At 46.7% G+C, this 16,826-nt stretch carries 14 protein-coding genes and 1 pseudogene; 2 read left to right on the top strand and 13 right to left on the bottom strand.

From position 1 onward, the window contains the following. Positions 1–111: 111 nt before the first annotated feature. The 3 genes and pseudogenes from pnpS to HNR77_RS00455 all read right to left on the bottom strand — a co-directional run bounded on the left by pnpS (position 112) and on the right by HNR77_RS00455 (position 3,593). Positions 112–1,941 (bottom strand): two-component system histidine kinase PnpS, encoded by a 1,830-nt coding sequence (gene pnpS, locus HNR77_RS00465; protein ID WP_184179620.1) that lies wholly within the window; start codon positions 1,939–1,941, stop codon positions 112–114. A 230-nt stretch (positions 1,942–2,171) separates the two neighbouring features. Beyond that, positions 2,172–2,513: pseudogene (locus HNR77_RS00460) on the bottom strand (cupin domain-containing protein). A gap of 207 nt (positions 2,514–2,720) precedes the next feature. After that, on the bottom strand, positions 2,721–3,593 hold the full coding sequence (locus HNR77_RS00455; protein WP_184179617.1) for an SDR family oxidoreductase: 873 nt from the start codon (positions 3,591–3,593) through the stop codon (positions 2,721–2,723). Between the two features lie 372 nt (positions 3,594–3,965). Between HNR77_RS00455 and HNR77_RS00450 the strand changes: the two genes are divergently transcribed. Continuing rightward, positions 3,966–5,525, top strand: a complete 1,560-nt coding sequence (locus HNR77_RS00450) for a histidine kinase N-terminal 7TM domain-containing diguanylate cyclase (protein ID WP_184179614.1) — start codon at positions 3,966–3,968, stop codon at positions 5,523–5,525. A 216-nt stretch (positions 5,526–5,741) separates the two neighbouring features. Here the strand turns inward: HNR77_RS00450 and HNR77_RS00445 are convergent, their stop codons facing one another. From HNR77_RS00445 to citZ, 4 genes are all read right to left on the bottom strand, one after another. Further along, positions 5,742–6,167, bottom strand: a complete 426-nt coding sequence (locus HNR77_RS00445) for a hypothetical protein (protein ID WP_184179610.1) — start codon at positions 6,165–6,167, stop codon at positions 5,742–5,744. 134 nt (positions 6,168–6,301) lie between these two features. Beyond that, a complete protein-coding gene (mdh, locus tag HNR77_RS00440; RefSeq protein WP_184179607.1) occupies positions 6,302–7,243 on the bottom strand; it encodes a malate dehydrogenase in 942 nt (313 codons plus the stop codon). A 28-nt stretch (positions 7,244–7,271) separates the two neighbouring features. Continuing rightward, positions 7,272–8,564, bottom strand: coding sequence for an NADP-dependent isocitrate dehydrogenase (icd, locus tag HNR77_RS00435; RefSeq protein ID WP_111273158.1), 1,293 nt, complete (start codon positions 8,562–8,564; stop codon positions 7,272–7,274). A 147-nt stretch (positions 8,565–8,711) separates the two neighbouring features. Next, positions 8,712–9,824, bottom strand: coding sequence for a citrate synthase (citZ, locus tag HNR77_RS00430; protein ID WP_184179604.1), 1,113 nt, complete (start codon positions 9,822–9,824; stop codon positions 8,712–8,714). A 474-nt stretch (positions 9,825–10,298) separates the two neighbouring features. Between citZ and ytvI the strand changes: the two genes are divergently transcribed. Beyond that, entirely contained in the window at positions 10,299–11,417 is a 1,119-nt protein-coding gene (ytvI, locus tag HNR77_RS00425) for a sporulation integral membrane protein YtvI (RefSeq protein ID WP_184179601.1), read from the top strand. An 84-nt stretch (positions 11,418–11,501) separates the two neighbouring features. Here ytvI and HNR77_RS00420 read toward each other — a convergent pair whose 3' ends face one another. From HNR77_RS00420 to HNR77_RS00395, 6 genes are all read right to left on the bottom strand, one after another. Beyond that, entirely contained in the window at positions 11,502–11,906 is a 405-nt protein-coding gene (locus tag HNR77_RS00420) for an FxsA family protein (protein WP_184180417.1), read from the bottom strand. 1 nt (position 11,907) lies between these two features. Continuing rightward, positions 11,908–12,444, bottom strand: a complete 537-nt coding sequence (locus HNR77_RS00415; RefSeq protein WP_184180415.1) for an acyl-CoA thioesterase — start codon at positions 12,442–12,444, stop codon at positions 11,908–11,910. A 102-nt stretch (positions 12,445–12,546) separates the two neighbouring features. After that, a complete protein-coding gene (gene pyk, locus HNR77_RS00410) occupies positions 12,547–13,974 on the bottom strand; it encodes a pyruvate kinase (RefSeq protein WP_184179597.1) in 1,428 nt (475 codons plus the stop codon). Between the two features lie 107 nt (positions 13,975–14,081). Continuing rightward, a complete protein-coding gene (locus tag HNR77_RS00405) occupies positions 14,082–15,185 on the bottom strand; it encodes an acetyl-CoA carboxylase carboxyltransferase subunit alpha (protein ID WP_184179594.1) in 1,104 nt (367 codons plus the stop codon). Next, on the bottom strand, positions 15,186–16,079 hold the full coding sequence (gene accD, locus HNR77_RS00400) for an acetyl-CoA carboxylase, carboxyltransferase subunit beta (protein ID WP_184180413.1): 894 nt from the start codon (positions 16,077–16,079) through the stop codon (positions 15,186–15,188). A 405-nt stretch (positions 16,080–16,484) separates the two neighbouring features. Then, positions 16,485–16,673 carry a glutamate decarboxylase gene (locus HNR77_RS00395; RefSeq protein WP_090920220.1) on the bottom strand — a complete coding sequence of 63 codons (189 nt, stop codon included), beginning with the start codon at positions 16,671–16,673 and terminating at the stop codon, positions 16,485–16,487. Positions 16,674–16,826: the final 153 nt, after the last annotated feature.

The raw sequence follows: 16,826 nt of genomic DNA, 5'->3' as shown, positions 1-16,826 counted from the left end.
TTGCCACAACACTTTTTTTATCATAGCACTTATTTGTTAACGCTGTGTAAAGATAAATATTCATTTTACATTTTGCTCCCTGATACCTATAACTTTTTGCTTGAAGTAAAACTAGTTTTCTTCTTCCTGAATTAATGGCAAAGTGACACGGAAGGTGCTGCCCATGCCCAGTTCACTCTCCACGGAAAGCTTCCCGTGATGCAGCTCTACCAGATGTTTTACGATGGACAGTCCAAGCCCTGTGCCGCCCGAATTACGTGATCTGCCCTTGTCCACTCTGTAGAAGCGTTCAAAGATTCGCGGCAAATCCTTTTTCGGTATGCCGATTCCGGTGTCTGACACTGCGAAAACAACCTGTTCTTCCTCACTCGTCTCATCCATCTTCACCTGAAGTTTAACTCTGCCCCCCTCGGGTGTATAGTTGATCCCGTTCGATAACAGATTAATGAAAATTTGCTTCATTTTATCCTCATCTGCTTCGATATACAGCTCTTCTGGCACATTCATCTCCAGACGAATCTGCTTTTTCTCCGCCACCTTGGACAGCGTTCCCAGCACCATCTCGAAAAAGGAGTGCACATGCACCGGCGAACATTCCAAAGGTGCACGTTTGGATTCAATCTTCGATAATTCCAGAATATCTCCGATTAACCGATTGAGTCTGTCACCTTCATCATAGATAATCTTGAGGAAGGAACGCTCCGTTTCCTTATCCTGTACACCACCGCTTAGCAAGGTTTCAGCAAAACCCTTAACCGCTGCGACAGGTGTTTTGAGCTCATGAGATACGTTGGCAACAAACTCGCTGCGCATCGACTCCAAGCGGCGAATCGCAGTAACGTCCTGCAAAAGAAATAACATGCCGCGATAACCGCCATGATCCTCATACATCGGCACTCCATCCATACGTATCAAGCGTTCCTCCGGGCTAAATACACTCACTTCTTCGTGCATACGTTCCTGAAGAGCTACGCTCTCTTCAATGGTGCGTCTCAGCTCGTAATGGCGTTTGAGTTCCGTATAGGGCTTGCCTGTCACTTTTGATGCCTGAATCGAGAGCATCCGCTCTGCTTCGCGATTGACCAGTGCTATGGATTGCCCCGCATCAATCAGTACGATTCCACCTGTCATATTCGCGAGTACACTTTGAAGCAAGGCTTCGTTATCTCGAATCGTCTTGAGCTGCGATTGCAAGCTATCTGCCATTCCATTAATGGCAAGCCCAAGCTGACCAATCTCGTCTCTGCGCGTAACCTTGACACGAGCATCGTATTCCAGCCTGGTGATTCGATGAGCCACTTTGGTGATATGCTCGATCGGGGACGTCAGACCACGGGCCACCCTGTAGCTGACAATTGCCACAATCAGGAACAGCAGTCCAAGCGCGCCAATCATAATCATCCATCCACGTTGAAGCCCCTGATCTACCGCCTGAAGACTCATGGACAAACGAATGTAGCCATCGAATTTACCGCTCGGTATCTCAATCATGTCACTTTGGTCGGAATTTACAGGCAGCGCAACATACAGCATATCCTGTCTCAGCGTTTCACTGTAACGAATGGACTGTCCATAACTGCCGTCTACAGCCGTCCGAATCTCTTCACGATTCAGGTGATTATCCATCGTGGCCGGGTCACTCTCCGAGTCTCCAATCACGACACCATCTTTATTGATAAAGGTTACCCGCGAATCGGTGAGACGATCCAGTTCCAGCGCTCGGTCCGAGTAGTATTTGCGCGTTGCTGCTGATGTCGGATCAGAAGCATCATGAAACGGAAATGTTGCCTTGAGCAAATTAATCTCACGCACCATCGTTTGCTCCAGTGCATTGATATGGGTTGTTTTAAAAACTCTGCCCATCGTATATCCGGCTACAATGACGGATAAGCCAATCAGTATCATCATAATCAGGGCCAGGCGAATGCGAAACGGTCTCATTAATCTCTTCCTTCTGCTATATTTTATCCGTTGAACAAGACAATTTACATAGCCACTCCGATGACAGAATAACCTTCCAATCACTGTTATCCCCAGATTTTTTTTGATTCCCTTTTCCAAGGAAAAAATCCGGTGATAAAGGTGAACGCTTCGCTTTTTCAGGTTTTTTCTGTCCTCTCCGTTCATATGTAAATGAGTAAACTCAAATGATGAAAATACGCTGTTTTTTATCAGCTAAGTTCGGTGCGGTCACCGCGTGTCGTGGGATGTGAAATGACCAGAAATTCAACGTCTGCCTCACTTTGATTTTGCATCTGATGCGGCGCTCCCGGTGGAATTTCAATGCCTTCATGCGGCTCCAATACGTACGTTTCTCCGCCAAGCTACATGCAAGCCTCACCACTAAGGATAAAAAAGAACTGGCGGCTCTTGCTATGTACATGTCTTGTTTCTGTAGTTCCAGCTGGCATTCGTTCATGAATTACGCTCAGCGTTTCACCTTGAACCAGGTGCCAGCCATCACACTGCGCTCCCCATATATAGTGTGCTGCCTTTTGTTTGCTAATCTTCATTTGTGCGCCCCCTTGTAACTTGTCCGATCTATCATATCACATTAAAATATCATAGATATATCAACGTAGAACCAGATTTGTGTAAAGCCATTCCCACCATCCATAACAAAAAGACGGAACGCCGTTAACCCTTCAGCGCTCCGTCTATATCTCTGTGAACTCAACTCTGTCTCTTTTCTCTCCGGCATCCTCATATAAGCCTGTACTTTAACCGTTGACGACTTCGCCACCGTTCACATGAATCACCTGTCCGCTAACATAAGAAGAGTCATCGGATGCAAGATACACATAGGCTGGAGCCAATTCATCCGGCTGTCCCGGCCGTTTCATTGGCTGAGTTGCTCCGAATTCACTCACTTTTTTCTTGTCAAACGTTGAAGGAATGAGCGGTGTCCAGATCGGGCCCGGGGCCACAGCGTTAACACGAATGCCCTTTTCAATCAGATTCATCGACAAGGAACGGGTAAACGACGTAATCGCTCCTTTGGTGGAGGAGTAATCCAGCAGCATTGGATTTCCTCGATAAGCGGTAATGGATGTCGTATTAATCACTGTACTGCCTTGTTTCAGATGTGGCAGGGCTGCCTGTGTGATATAAAACATACCGAAAATGTTGGTACGGAATGTTTTCTCCAGCTGCTCTGGCGTAATGTCCTCCAGATTCTGCTGCGGATGCTGCTCGGCAGCATTGTTAACGACAATGTCCAGTTTGCCAAGTTCATCTATAGTCTGCTGCACACTTTTCTTGGCGAAGCTCACATCACCAATATCACCCGCTATCAGAATACACTTGCGTCCTTCCTGTTCGACTTGACGTTTGGTTTCCTCGGCATCCTCATGCTCATTCAAATATACAATCGCCACATCGGCGCCTTCCTTTGCATACGTAACCGCAACTGCCCGTCCTATTCCACTGTCACCACCTGTGATCAAAGCCACCTTATCTAACAGCTTTCCAGCCGCCTTATACTGTGGTTTCTCAAATTCCGGCTTGGGTTTCATTTCAGCTTCAATTCCCGGACGCTGGTCCTGATGCTGTGCAGGCATGGTTTTCTGATTCTGTGTAGTCGTGCTCGACATTGAACTCTCTCCTCTCAATAAAATCATGTTTCACTTCGTAGGATGGCATGAACCGACCAGATTATTCTTCTGTCGATCAACAGCATCATCATTTCTGCATGTCGCTTCTATCGTTATTTACCACTTCTATCGTTATTTACCATTTTTATCGGAAATTAAACAAACATGAATCGAGAATAGAGTGATTCTAAACATTTTAAAAATTTTCAATTCCACCTTTTTACTGATTCAAAGTGTATTCCTATGAAGGTGGGGCTGATGTACAATGTAAAATATACGGATTGTTCCCAGAAATCATTCAGTCATACGGCTCGAGTATTTCATCACTCATCTCATGGATGAGACTAATTTATTGGACATGGAGATCTGAACATGGAAGCGCATATCAATTCATACATTACACTTGTAACCACGTCAGCGGTGCTGAATCTGTTTCTGTGTATGTATACTTTTTTCAGAAGAGCTCATTTTCCAAGTGCCCACCTTTTTATTCTGTACACCGCTTCCCTGTCCGTTTACACCTTCGGATACGCGATCGGTCTGGCCAGCAATACGTTGGAGCAGATGAAGTTCTGGAATATTATCCAGTATATTGGCATGCCTGTCTCCGCTCCGCTAGGTCTGCTTTTGATGATCAGGTACACGGGTAAAAAATTATCCAAACTCCAGACATCAGCTCTGTTTATCATTCCCGCCATTACCGTATTTATGGTCACTACGAATGATTGGCATCACCTTTATTACAAACGAGTGTGGCTGCTTGAGGACAGTACAGTGCCCATTATGGCTCTGGATATTGGTCAGTGGTACGTCGTTCATGGTGCATTTACCTTCTCATGTCTTTTGTGTGCTGGTCTTATATTAATTGGTCAATGGCGGCACACGAAAAAAATGTATCGCCGGCAGCTGCTTACATTGATTGCTTCACAGATTATTCCTATGGTTGCCGCATTTGTGTACTTGCTCGGGTTGACCCCGTTTGGTCTGGACCCTGTTCCTATCCTGATGTGTGTCACATCGACCATGTATATTTGGGCCATTTTGTCCTCTCGCCTGCTGACTATTGTGCCGATAGCAAAGGAAAGCATTTTTGAAAGCATGCGCGAAGGCGTTATCGTGCTGGACAGTTCATATCGTCTCGTGGATTTCAACCGATCGCTGCGGCTTCTGCTGCCTGAAATTCAAACAACAATGGTTGGGCGACCTCTGAATGACATCTGGCTTGAGCTCGCAGGAGAAACCTTTCCCGTTGAGTATGGCAGAGAGGGACTTCAAACGGACCTGTACTGGCAATTCAATGGTGAAACCGTCTGTTATCAGGTCAGGACATCGTATGTTTATAATAAAAGCTCTGAGGCTGTAGGCATTCTTATTATGCTGATTGACATTACGGAGCAGCGCTTCCTTGAGGAGCAGCTGAAGCAGCTTGCTTATTTTGACGGGTTAACCAAGATCTATAATCGTACTCAATTTCTGTACAAAGGCAGAGAATTGCTGAGCGAGGCTCGGCTTAATCTGCAACCGATCTCCTTTATACTGTTCGATATTGACCATTTCAAGCGCATTAATGATACATATGGACATGATGTCGGGGATCAGGCCATTATTCACGTCGTATCCGTATGTAATCGCTACTTGAGCTCCGAAATGTTATTTGCCCGTTACGGGGGTGAGGAGTTTGTGATCGCCCTGCCCAATATGACACTTCAGGACGCACATGATCAAGCAGAACAGCTGCGAACCGCATTGTTAAGTGAACCTCTTGAGGTAGAAGGCAAGACAGTATCCCTGACATCCAGCTTTGGTGTGGCCCAGTGTGACAGTGACTCAGATACCCTTGAATCCTTGCTGCGTGATGCAGATCATGCCTTGTACGAGTCGAAACGACACGGCCGCAATACAGTAAGCGTTCACGCTGTAAATGTCGTGTAGCAAGGATTCCAGAATGCAAAACAGACAGCCCCTGTGGCTGTCTGTTTTGTTAATAATGCTCTACATAAAGCCGGCTGTACATGCTGATCACTCAACCTTGCTGCGTGCAGAATTTTATAATCATCATATACACGGTTAGCATTTATACAGTACGTTTTTCTTTATACTGCTTGTCCCCAATAGCTGCAAACGCTTCACCATCACTTCAAAGCCAGATTAAAAGATTGTTCTCTCTACCATCAGATACACCATAATCAAGAGGAACACGGCGAGTAAAGTGCTGAACATACGAATTTTGCTTTGCTGTGGCGCAACATCCTGATTATTTTTGGCACCCTCTGCTGCCAGACGCAGCGGTTTACCCATAATTCCGCCAATTGCCGCAATAGCAAGAAGCAGTACAACGACTACAGCCATCCACATATGGGAGTAATCACCCTTGGTCATCAGATAACCACCTGTCAGAAGCTGAATAACAAGTGCATATTGTGCAATTTTGTTCAACGTACGAAGTGACGCAAATGCTCCCTCCTGCGCTGCTGCACTTAATGTGCGAATTTTACCAACTGCAAATGGCAGGATCAGATAGAATCCCATAGCCAGCGCTCCGACGATATGGAGCAGATACATAATCATTGTCAAAATTTTCATCCTCCTCAACATTTTCGGTGTGCTGTACATCACATCTTATTATACTGGGGAACTTATCCAAAGAAAAGAAAACCTCCGCGTTTACGGAGGTTTTCTCACTTTCTCTGTTCAAAAAGTCTTCAAACTTAGATATTAACAATTGAAATGACATTACGTACCGAATTGGCAGACGTATCAAGCGCTGCTTTTTCTTCCGCAGTCAGCTCCAGTTCGAAGATTTTCTCGATCCCGTTACCACCAAGAATGGTTGGCACACCGAGGAACAGATCATTATATCCATACTCACCCTCAAGATAAGCAATGACTGGAATAATGCGTTTTTTGTCTTTTAAAATAGCCTCGGTCATCTGAACCAGTGAAGCTGCCGGAGCATAATAAGCACTGCCGTTACCCAGCAGGTTTACAATCTCTCCGCCGCCTACACGGGTACGCTGCACGATCGCCTCAATGCGATCTGCCGGGATCAGGGTATCAATCGGAATGCCGCCTACACTCGAATAACGAACGAGCGGCACCATATCGTCACCATGACCGCCAAGCACGAAGCCGCGAACGTCCTCTATGGATACATTCAGCTCCTGCGCAATGAACGTACAATAACGGGCAGTGTCGAGAACACCGGACTGTCCAATCACGCGGTTTTTCGGAAAACCGAGCGTCTGGTACGCCGCATACGTCATTGCATCTACCGGGTTGCTCAGAATAATGACGATGGAATCAGGGCAATATTTTTTCACATTTTCACACACGGACTTCACAATGCCTGCGTTCGTATTCACCAGATCATCACGGCTCATGCCCGGCTTGCGAGCAATTCCAGCGGTGATAATGACAATCTCCGAACCAGCTGTATCTTCATAGTTGGAAGTTCCCACGATATGGCTGTCGAAACCTTGCACAGGGCTGGCTTCCATCATATCGAGCGCTTTGCCTTTGGTCGGGTTCTCCAGTTGAGGAATATCAACCAGTACAACGTCCCCAAGTTCCTTCTGGGCAAGCATCAGTGCAGTCGTAGCACCGGTAAAACCGGCACCGACAACTGTGATTTTTTTGCGCTGAATAGTCACGATTCACATCTCCCCTTACAGGTTTTTGTTACAGGTTGCTAATGATTTGATCAGCGAATTCGGAACATTTCACTTCAGTTGCGCCGTCCATCAGACGTGCAAAGTCATAAGTTACTGTTTTATTGTTAATGGATGTTTCCATACCTTTGTAGATCAGGTTAGCCGCTTCTTGCCAGCCCAGGTGCTCAAGCAACATTACACCGGACAGAATTACGGAACCAGGGTTCACGACATCTTTATCCGCGTATTTCGGTGCAGTACCGTGTGTTGCTTCGAAGATGGCATGTCCAGTTACGTAGTTGATGTTCGCCCCTGGTGCGATACCGATTCCGCCAACTTGTGCTGCAAGCGCGTCGGACAGGTAGTCACCGTTCAGGTTCAGCGTTGCAATGACATCGAACTCACCCGGGCGAGTCAATACTTGTTGCAAAGCGATATCGGCAATGGCATCTTTTACGATGATTTTACCAGCATCTTCTGCTGCTTTTTGTGCTGCATTGGCTGCATCTGTGCCCTCTTTTTCTTTGATCACATCGTATTGTGCCCATGTGAATACTTTGTCGCCAAATTCTGCTTCAGCCACTTCGTAACCCCAGTTTTTGAAGGCACCTTCAGTGAATTTCATGATGTTACCTTTGTGTACAAGTGTAACGCTCTTGCGGTTGTGGTCAACAGCGTATTGTACCGCTGCACGAACCAAACGTTTTGAACCTTCCTCAGATACAGGTTTGATACCAATACCTGAAGTTTCAGGGAAGCGGATTTTATTAACACCCATCTCCTGCTGCAGGAACTGGATTACTTTTTTCACTTCTGCAGAACCTTCTGCGTACTCGATTCCTGCATAGATGTCCTCTGTGTTCTCACGGAAGATAACCATGTCTACCAGCTCAGGACGTTTAACCGGGGAAGGTACACCGTTGAAATAACGTACTGGACGCAGGCAAGTGTACAGGTCAAGCTCTTGACGCAGTGCTACGTTCAGGGAACGAATTCCGCCGCCGATTGGTGTAGTCAATGGTCCTTTGATCGCTACGATGTACTCACGAATTGCCTCAAGTGTATCATTCGGCAACCACTCACCGTATGTATTGAATGCTTTCTCACCAGCAAACACTTCATACCAAGCGATTTTTTTAGTGCCGTTGTATGCTTTCTCTACCGCTGCATCCAGAACGCGTACAGAAGCTTTCCAGATGTCACGGCCTGTACCGTCACCTTCGATGAATGGAATGATTGGATTATTAGGTACTTGAAGCGTACCGTTATCAATTTGAATTTTTTCGCCTTCAGTTGGGAGTGCAAATTTTTCCAATTTCATAATTACAATTCCTCCTAAGTTTTGGTTTCACAGTATGAAGCATACCATATTATTGCAGGAAGGAAGGGCTGTTGTTACAAGGCAGCACTGCCTCGTACCCGCAAGCCCTTCACCTCATCTATATGATTATACTGTTTTTGCTGTCGTTTAGCGAAGATCAATAGCGACGTACTTTTGATCTGTCGGTCCTGTATACTCGGCACGCGGACGAATGATGCGGTTATCCGCAAGCTGTTCAAGAATGTGCGCTGTCCAACCGGACACACGGCTGATGGCAAAGATTGGTGTGAACAATTCCTGATCAATCTTCAGCTGCGTGTAAACCGAAGCGGAATAGAAGTCGACATTCGGCTTCAGTCCCTTTTGACCTGTCACGATCTCTTCAATCTTCACAGACATCTCATACAGGCGTGTATCATTGTTCATCTCACCCAGCTCTTTGGACATCTTTTGCAAATGCTTCGCACGTGGATCACCGTTTTTGTAAACGCGGTGTCCAAAGCCCATGATTTTCTCGCGGTTGTTCAGTTTTTCCTGAATAGCCGCTTCCAGACGATCCGGTGTACCGATTTCGTCCAGCATTTTCATCACAGCTTCGTTTGCACCACCGTGCAGTGGACCCTTGAGGGCGCCGATGGCAGAAGTGACACCTGAATAAATATCAGAGAGAGTTGCCACCGTAACGCGGGCAGCAAATGTCGAAGCATTCAGTTCGTGATCTGCATGCAGCACGAGAGCCTGATCAAGTGCTTTTACCGCCGTTTCGGACGGCTCTTCCCCTGTCATCATGTATAAGAAGTTCTCAGCGATGGAAGCGCCTTCTTTCGGTGCCACAGGCTCCTGTCCCTTACGAATACGTGAGATCGCCGCCACAATTGTTGGCAATTGAGCCTGCAGTTTCACCGCTTTGTTTTCGTTTGCTTCCTCTGTCATCACGTCCGCTTGCTCATCATACAGGGCTAGTGCCGATACTGCAGAGCGAAGGGCTGCCATGGTGCTGATGTGTTTAGGATACAATTTAATTTGAGCAATCAACTCGCTCGGAATCGGCGCGTAATCACTCAGGCTTTTGCGAAGTGACTTCAATTCATCTGTTGTTGGCAACTTGCCAAACCAGAGCAGATAGGCAACTTCTTCAAAACTCGCATGTTCAGCCAAATCATCGATATTGTATCCACGGTATGTAAGCACACCGTCTACAATAGAGCTGATCGAAGAGGTTGTTGCAACGATGCCTTCCAGACCTTTGGTAGCTGTCATATTACATCTCTCCTTTAATAAGCGAAATCAGGAATCATTCAGAGTCATATCAGTGCCGAAGTGCACCTAACCTCATTTGTAAACCGTTTCATTTTAAAAAATGACGCAGGTTTCCAAAATACGGTTTTATTATCTGTCAATCGGTATTTACTTATATCATCATACTGGATTTTGTCGTTTATGTGAACATGATGAGAGTTCATTCGCACATCAAACATATTTATCGGTGCGATAAAGCATTTTTGAAAACCTTTACACAAGCAAGGTTGACATTTAATGTGTATTAAACAATTCATACAAAAGCAAAAAAATGTATTGCTATATTTTGTAAACCTCAGGCATACTCTAGGCAGATGATATGCAAGAGGAAATTCAACTCTGAGGCTGAACACATGTCTTTAGCGTTTCAAAAGCTTGGGATTGCTCTATATTAATTAAGATTAACGCATGATTTACATAAAGGAGAGTTGATCGTTGGACCGAATTCTTGTCAAACGCTTGTTTCGCGGTCTGTGGGTCCTAATCGCCGCCCTGCTGATTGCCGTTGCAATATATTTGCTGCTCCCGCTGTTATATCCTTTTGTCATTGCCTGGATTATTGCTTATGCCATGAACCCGCTGGTCAAGCTGCTCCAGAACAGGCTTCGATTCCCGCGCTGGCTCGCGGTCACACTGTCCCTGATTCTGTATTTTGGTGCGATTGCTGTCATCTTGTCTGCGGCGATCACCCGAATGGTCAAAGAAGTTATTTCACTCACCAACAGCTTTGATCTTCATGTAGACGAGATCAAGGCAACATTTGTCCGCTGGACACAGAACGATACGATTCAAAGTTTGATCGCACAAATTAATGATTTTTACAAGGAAAATCCAAATTATCAGGAAACCATCAATAGCAATATCAGCAAAACAACAGAGACTGTAGGCACAGCAGTGTCTGACCTCGTAACCGGCTTTTTTAATATGATTCTGAATCTGCTGACGTCCTTACCTAATATGGGCGCTGTACTGATCGTAGTTCTCCTGTCTACCTTCTTTATCAGCAAAGGCTGGACACGCCATAGCATCACGGTATCCGGCTGGGTTCCGTCCTCTGTTCGCAAGCCGATCTCCGACATATGGAATGATCTGAAGAAAGCTCTCTTCGGTTATGTACGAGCACAGCTTATTATGATCTCGATTACGGCTCTGTTTGTCATGATCGGACTGCTGATCCTTCAAGTCAAATCGGCCTTCACCATCGCACTTCTGATTGGCCTGGTTGACCTGCTCCCTTATCTTGGCGTGGGACTGGTTATGGTACCTTGGGCAGCATATCTGTTCATGAACGGGGACCTGTATCTCGGTATAGGCATTAGTGTCATTTATCTCATCCTGCTTGTTGCCCGCCAGATCATCGAGCCGAAAGTGCTTGCTAGCAGTGTAGGTCTGGACCCGCTTGCGACCCTTGTAGGCATGTTTGTTGGTTTGAAGCTGTTTGGCGTACTTGGTCTCATTATCGGTCCGGTCAGTCTCGTTATTCTCGATGCCTTTAACCGCGCAAATGTACTGCGTGACCTGAGGACCTATATCATTAATGGCAGGGTCCGATAAATCGGATACTTATTAGAAAAAAGGCTCCGTTCCAGACCGTTAAGTCTGTGGAACGGAGCCTTTGGCGTAAGTATCTACACCGCTTTATTTGGGGCGGCGATAAAAGGTGATGCTGCCGTTTCTCAACTTTTTCTCCAGCCAGCCCAAGAAGAACAGCCGGTAGATTGGACGAGTTAACGGAAAGACCAGCGTGAAGCCGACTATGTCCGTTACAAATCCAGGGATTAACAACAGGAAGCCACCCACAAAAATAAACAATCCATCGACCATCTTGCGCCCGGGCACCTGCCCTCGCTCCATCTCGGCTCTGGCATCAAACAGCACCTTTCGCCCTTCAAACTGCAGCATGGCTATACCAATCAAGGACGTGAGAATCATAAGAAGCAGCGTTTTTCCGGCCCCGATCCAGTCACTCATCAGAATAAACCCAAACAGCTCAATCACCGGAATGATTAAAAGCAGTACCCACATCCATTTTCGCATTAATATACTACTCCTTTCCTGTAAGCCACACCTTCTCAAGCGAACTGTATAGCTCAGACGCTGCCTTATCCAGACGAACCGGCTTCCAGTCCCCATTAACCCATACATGCTGGGTGGAGCCTGTAACCAGCCTTTCACCTGGTAGTGTTTCGCCTGATGACCACACACGCTCTGCGGTAACTTGTGAATGCTCAAGTGCTTCAGATATACGTCTAACATCATATTCATATGTCAAACGCAGACCGCTAAAGGCAGTGATTCGAGTAAAGATGATAATCTCGTCATCGTAGCGTGCCGGTTTGTGATATTTCACATCCAGCGCGGTTACGGGAAGCAACAGCCCCTGCTCTTCCATTTTACGATATGTATACCCCATTTGGCGAATCATCTCGGTTCGTCCGATCTCAAACCAATTCAAGTAGTTCGCATGATATACAACGCCCATCTGATCGCTTTCCTGATAACGCACACGAAGCTGTGCGGCATACCAGCTGCCATTACTCTCTTTTTGCACAGTTCCAGCCTCCTTGGCTCTACCATTCATACGCAATCCAACGTAGAATCGTGTCATTAATATTGAAAAAAGCAACGGGGCACGAACGCCCCATTGCTTCTTTCCTTGTCCCTATTCCAAGCCTGCCCTGATTTAAGCGTTGTTTGGAATTTGGCTTACTTTGATCAGGTTCGTAGAACCTGAACGACCCAGAGGTACACCTGCTGTGATAACAACGAGGTCACCTTCTTTAACCAGGCCGGATTTCACGCCGCCTTCAATTGCATTTTCGAACAAAGCATCTGTAGAATCTACCAGTCTGCCTTTAACCGGAGTTACACCCCAAGCCAGTGCCAGACGACGGGAAGTTCTGTCTTGTGTAGTCACGGCAATGATCGGTGCCTCCGGACGGTATTTGGAGATCATACGTGCTGTATGACCGGATTCAGTCGAAGTGATGATCGCTTTTGCATTCAAATCCTGAGCGGACAGCGCAACGGATTGGCTGATTGCTTCAGTAACGGTTGTTTGTTGAGCAACACGTTGTTTCAGATACAGCTCTTGGTAAGGCAGAGCGGATTCTGCTTTTTCAGCAATGCGTGACATCGTCAGAACGGATTCTACCGGATATTTACCAGCAGCCGTCTCACCAGACAACATGATCGCGTCTGTACCGTCAAAGATGGCATTCGCTACGTCACTCGCCTCTGCACGAGTTGGACGCGGGTTGCGCTGCATGGAATCCAGCATTTGTGTAGCTGTAATTACCGGTTTACCTGCAACGTTACATTTTTCGATCATGCGTTTTTGTACCAACGGTACTTCTTCAGCAGGAATCTCTACACCAAGGTCTCCACGAGCAACCATCAGGCCGTCAGACACTTCAAGGATTTCATCCAGGTTGTCCACACCTTGCTGGTTTTCGATTTTGGAGATGATTTGAATATGACCTGCGTTATGTTTTTCAAGCAATTCACGGATTTCAAGCACATCGCTTGCTTTACGCACGAAAGAAGCCGCGATGAAATCAATGCCTTGCTCAATACCAAACACGATATCGTTAGCGTCTTTTTCAGTGATACCTGGCAGGGAAATGGCTACGCCTGGTACGTTAACACCTTTTTTGCTTTTGATCGTACCGCCGTTAACGATACGGCATTTGATCTCTGTGCCTTGTACTTCCACCACAGTCAGTCCGATCAGACCGTCGTCGATCAGAATCGTAGATCCTGCTTCAACATCATTAGGAAGATCTGCATACGTAATGGAAAGACGGTCTTTGGTTCCCAGAATTTCTTCTGTTGTCAAAGTGATGTACTCGTCCTGAACCAGTTCAATCGGTTCAACTTCGAGTTTACCCGTGCGAATCTCCGGTCCTTTGGTATCCAGCAGGATTGCTACAGTTTTGTTCAGCTCTTCACATGCTTGGCGAATCGCTTTGATCCGTCCGCCGTGCTCATCGAAATCACCGTGGGAGAAGTTCAGACGGGCTACGTTCATGCCAGCCATAATCAGTTTCTTGGTATTCTCCAGGGATTCACTGGATGGACCAATCGTACATACAATTTTCGTTTTGCGCATTTTGGGTTTCCTCCGATTTTAAAGGTCTTTCTTTATATCTCTATTTTTCTTTTTCCAAATATTAAATTTACTATACTTTTTCCTATTTGTATAGGAAATTCGTCATATTATTCTGCATTTCCCGACAAATTTCTCACAGGCTCAGCTTGCAGCGGCTGTTCCGATGCTTGAACTTCAATGGATTCAGACCCGGTTTGTGGTTCCGCTTCGCCTAGAGACTCGCTTTCTTCAGCGGATTCTGCCTCGGATGCTGGCGTTTCAAAGGTTACTGAGCCGATTTTGCGGAATTTCTCATAGCGATCCTGCTTCAGCTGTTCCGCACTCCATCCCTTCATCTCTTGCAGATGGCGAACAAGCGCTTCTGAGATGGCTGCCGCAGCCTCATCATAATCACGATGCGCGCCGCCGCGCGGTTCAGGAATGATCTCTTCAATGACTTCCATCTCCAGCAGGTCTTTGGCCGTAATTTTCATTGCTTCGGCTGCCTGGTCTGCTTTGGATGCATCTTTCCACAGTATTGAAGCTGCCCCGTTCGGAGAAATGGCAGAATAAATGGCATGCTCAAGCATCAGCACACGATTGCCTACGGCCATAGCCAGCGCACCGCCGCTTCCACCTTCACCGATGACAACAACAATGACAGGAACAGAAAGCTTGGCCATCTCCATCAGGTTGCGTGCAATCGCTTCTGATTGACCTCTCTCTTCTGCAGTATTACCCGGATACGCTCCTTTAGTATCAATAAAGGTAATAATCGGGCGTCCAAATTTGTCAGCCTGTTTCATCAAACGCAGTCCTTTACGGAAGCCTTCCGGATGAGCACTCCCGAAAAAACGAGCAATATTATCCTTCGTATCTTTACCGCGCTGTTGTCCAATAACTGTCACCGTCTGTCCGTTCAGCTTGGCCAATCCGCCAACAACAGCCAGATCATCGCCAAACATACGGTCACCGTGCAGCTCCATAAAGTCCGTAAAAATAAGCTGAATCAGGTCCAGCGCTGTCGGGCGCTGCTGATGACGGGCAAGATGCATTTTCTGAGCTGCCGTAATGCCCGTGTAAATCTCTTCTTCCAGTCTATGATAACGTTCTTCCAGGCGAGCAATCTCTTCAGTGAAATCAATCCCTTTTTCCTGTCCGAACTGAACGAGTTCTTCAATCTTTTTGCGCATCTCAATTAGAGGCGCTTCATATGGCAAACCACCCGCCATTTAGACCCCTCCCTTTTCACTATGCATATCGAGAAGCTTGCTGAGGGTTGCCCGAAGTTCTTTCCGATGAACAACCATGTCCAGCTGACCATGCTGGAGATTAAACTCTGCCGTTTGGAAATCATCAGGCAGCTTCTGACGTATGGTCTGCTCAATTACAATTCTGCCCGCAAAACCGAATACAGCACCCGGCTCAGCGATATTGATATCGCCCAGGCTCGCAAAACTAGCCGATACTCCGCCCGTTGTCGGGTCGGTAATCACGGAAATATACAAACCGCCCTGCTCGTCCAAACGAGCCAAAGCTGCACTTGTTTTAGCCATTTGCATCAAACTTAGAATACTCTCCTGCATCCGTGCTCCCCCCGAAGTGGAGAAAATGATTAACGGAAGCTTTTTCTCGATCGCCTGCTCAACGGCGCGTGTGATCTTCTCACCTACAACGGAGCCCATGCTGCCTGTGAAGAAATCAAAGCTCATCACCGCAACGACAACAGGCAGGCCTTCAATCGTACCTTGTCCCGTAATAACAGCTTCCTTCAGACCGGATTTCAGACGTTGCTGCTCCAGCTTGTTGCTGTATCCCGGAAACCCGAGCGGATCAACCGACACCATATCAGCGTCATACTCCACAAAGCCTTCTTCATCCAGCACCATAGCAATTCGCTCCATGGCGTTAAGGCGCATATGGTAGCCGCAGGAAGGACAGACCTTCAGATTTTTCTCCAGTTCCTTGCTATATTGAATCGTGCCGCATTTGCTGCACTTGTTCATGAGCCCTTCTGGTATTTCACGTTTCGGGCGCTCGATGGCTTCCTGACGTTCGCCTGGAACTGCACGCTCGGAAGGTATGGTAGCGTACTTCCGTTTCTTTTGGAATATATCTTTGAACACAACTACACCTCTCCAGCCATTGATTTGATGGCCGCAGTCTGCAGCTCGCTGCAAAACCAGCTTGATCTGCATGCTGCGGTGAACCGCTTACGCTTATCATTCATATGATGCCTTAGACCTGTCCAGCATCCACAACAAAAAAATCCGCCGGTACAAGGCAAAAATCAGCGGTTTCTCTCCGCGCAATTGATGTTACCTGCAATAACCGAAAGACTGTTGCGCCTTTGTTTGAATCCGCTTGGCAGAGCCTTTGGGAGCATCACATCAGGTCTATATCTTAACAAAAAAAGAAGGAAGGACAGCAATACACACATGCAAGTCGATTCCTCTCTCCGCTTTCGCGGTCAGCCCCTTATGTACCCATGGTACTTTGTCATCTGCCAAGGCACTTCAATATCGAGTAAATCAGGAATGCAGAATGGAATTCAACACTTCCTGAACCTCTTCCAATTCCCCAGAAGGGACGCGAATCTCATATTGTTGCTTGGATAAACTGATAGGACGGGTCTGTACCAGAAAACCTTCTTCCGAAAGCTTGGTTTTGATCTTGTCCGCAACCTTTGCTGTCGGCGCAATGTAAATCACCGTCCACATGCCTTGTCCGCCCCCTAAGCTAATGTTCAGAGCCCGTATATTGGACTAATGATACCATACCTCCGTTTTTTTCTGCAAGGAAGGGTTCGGGACCTTTGACGAGAAAATCGGATTATTCGGGACGTCGGCCCCAGCTTGGCGAACAGGATGGTC

The sequence above is a fragment of the Paenibacillus sp. JGP012 genome (assembly GCF_014203995.1).
GTDB lineage: Bacteria > Bacillota > Bacilli > Paenibacillales > Paenibacillaceae > Paenibacillus > Paenibacillus silvae.
Note: the sequence above shows the minus strand (reverse complement) of the source record. Positions and strands in the feature narration are given on the sequence as shown.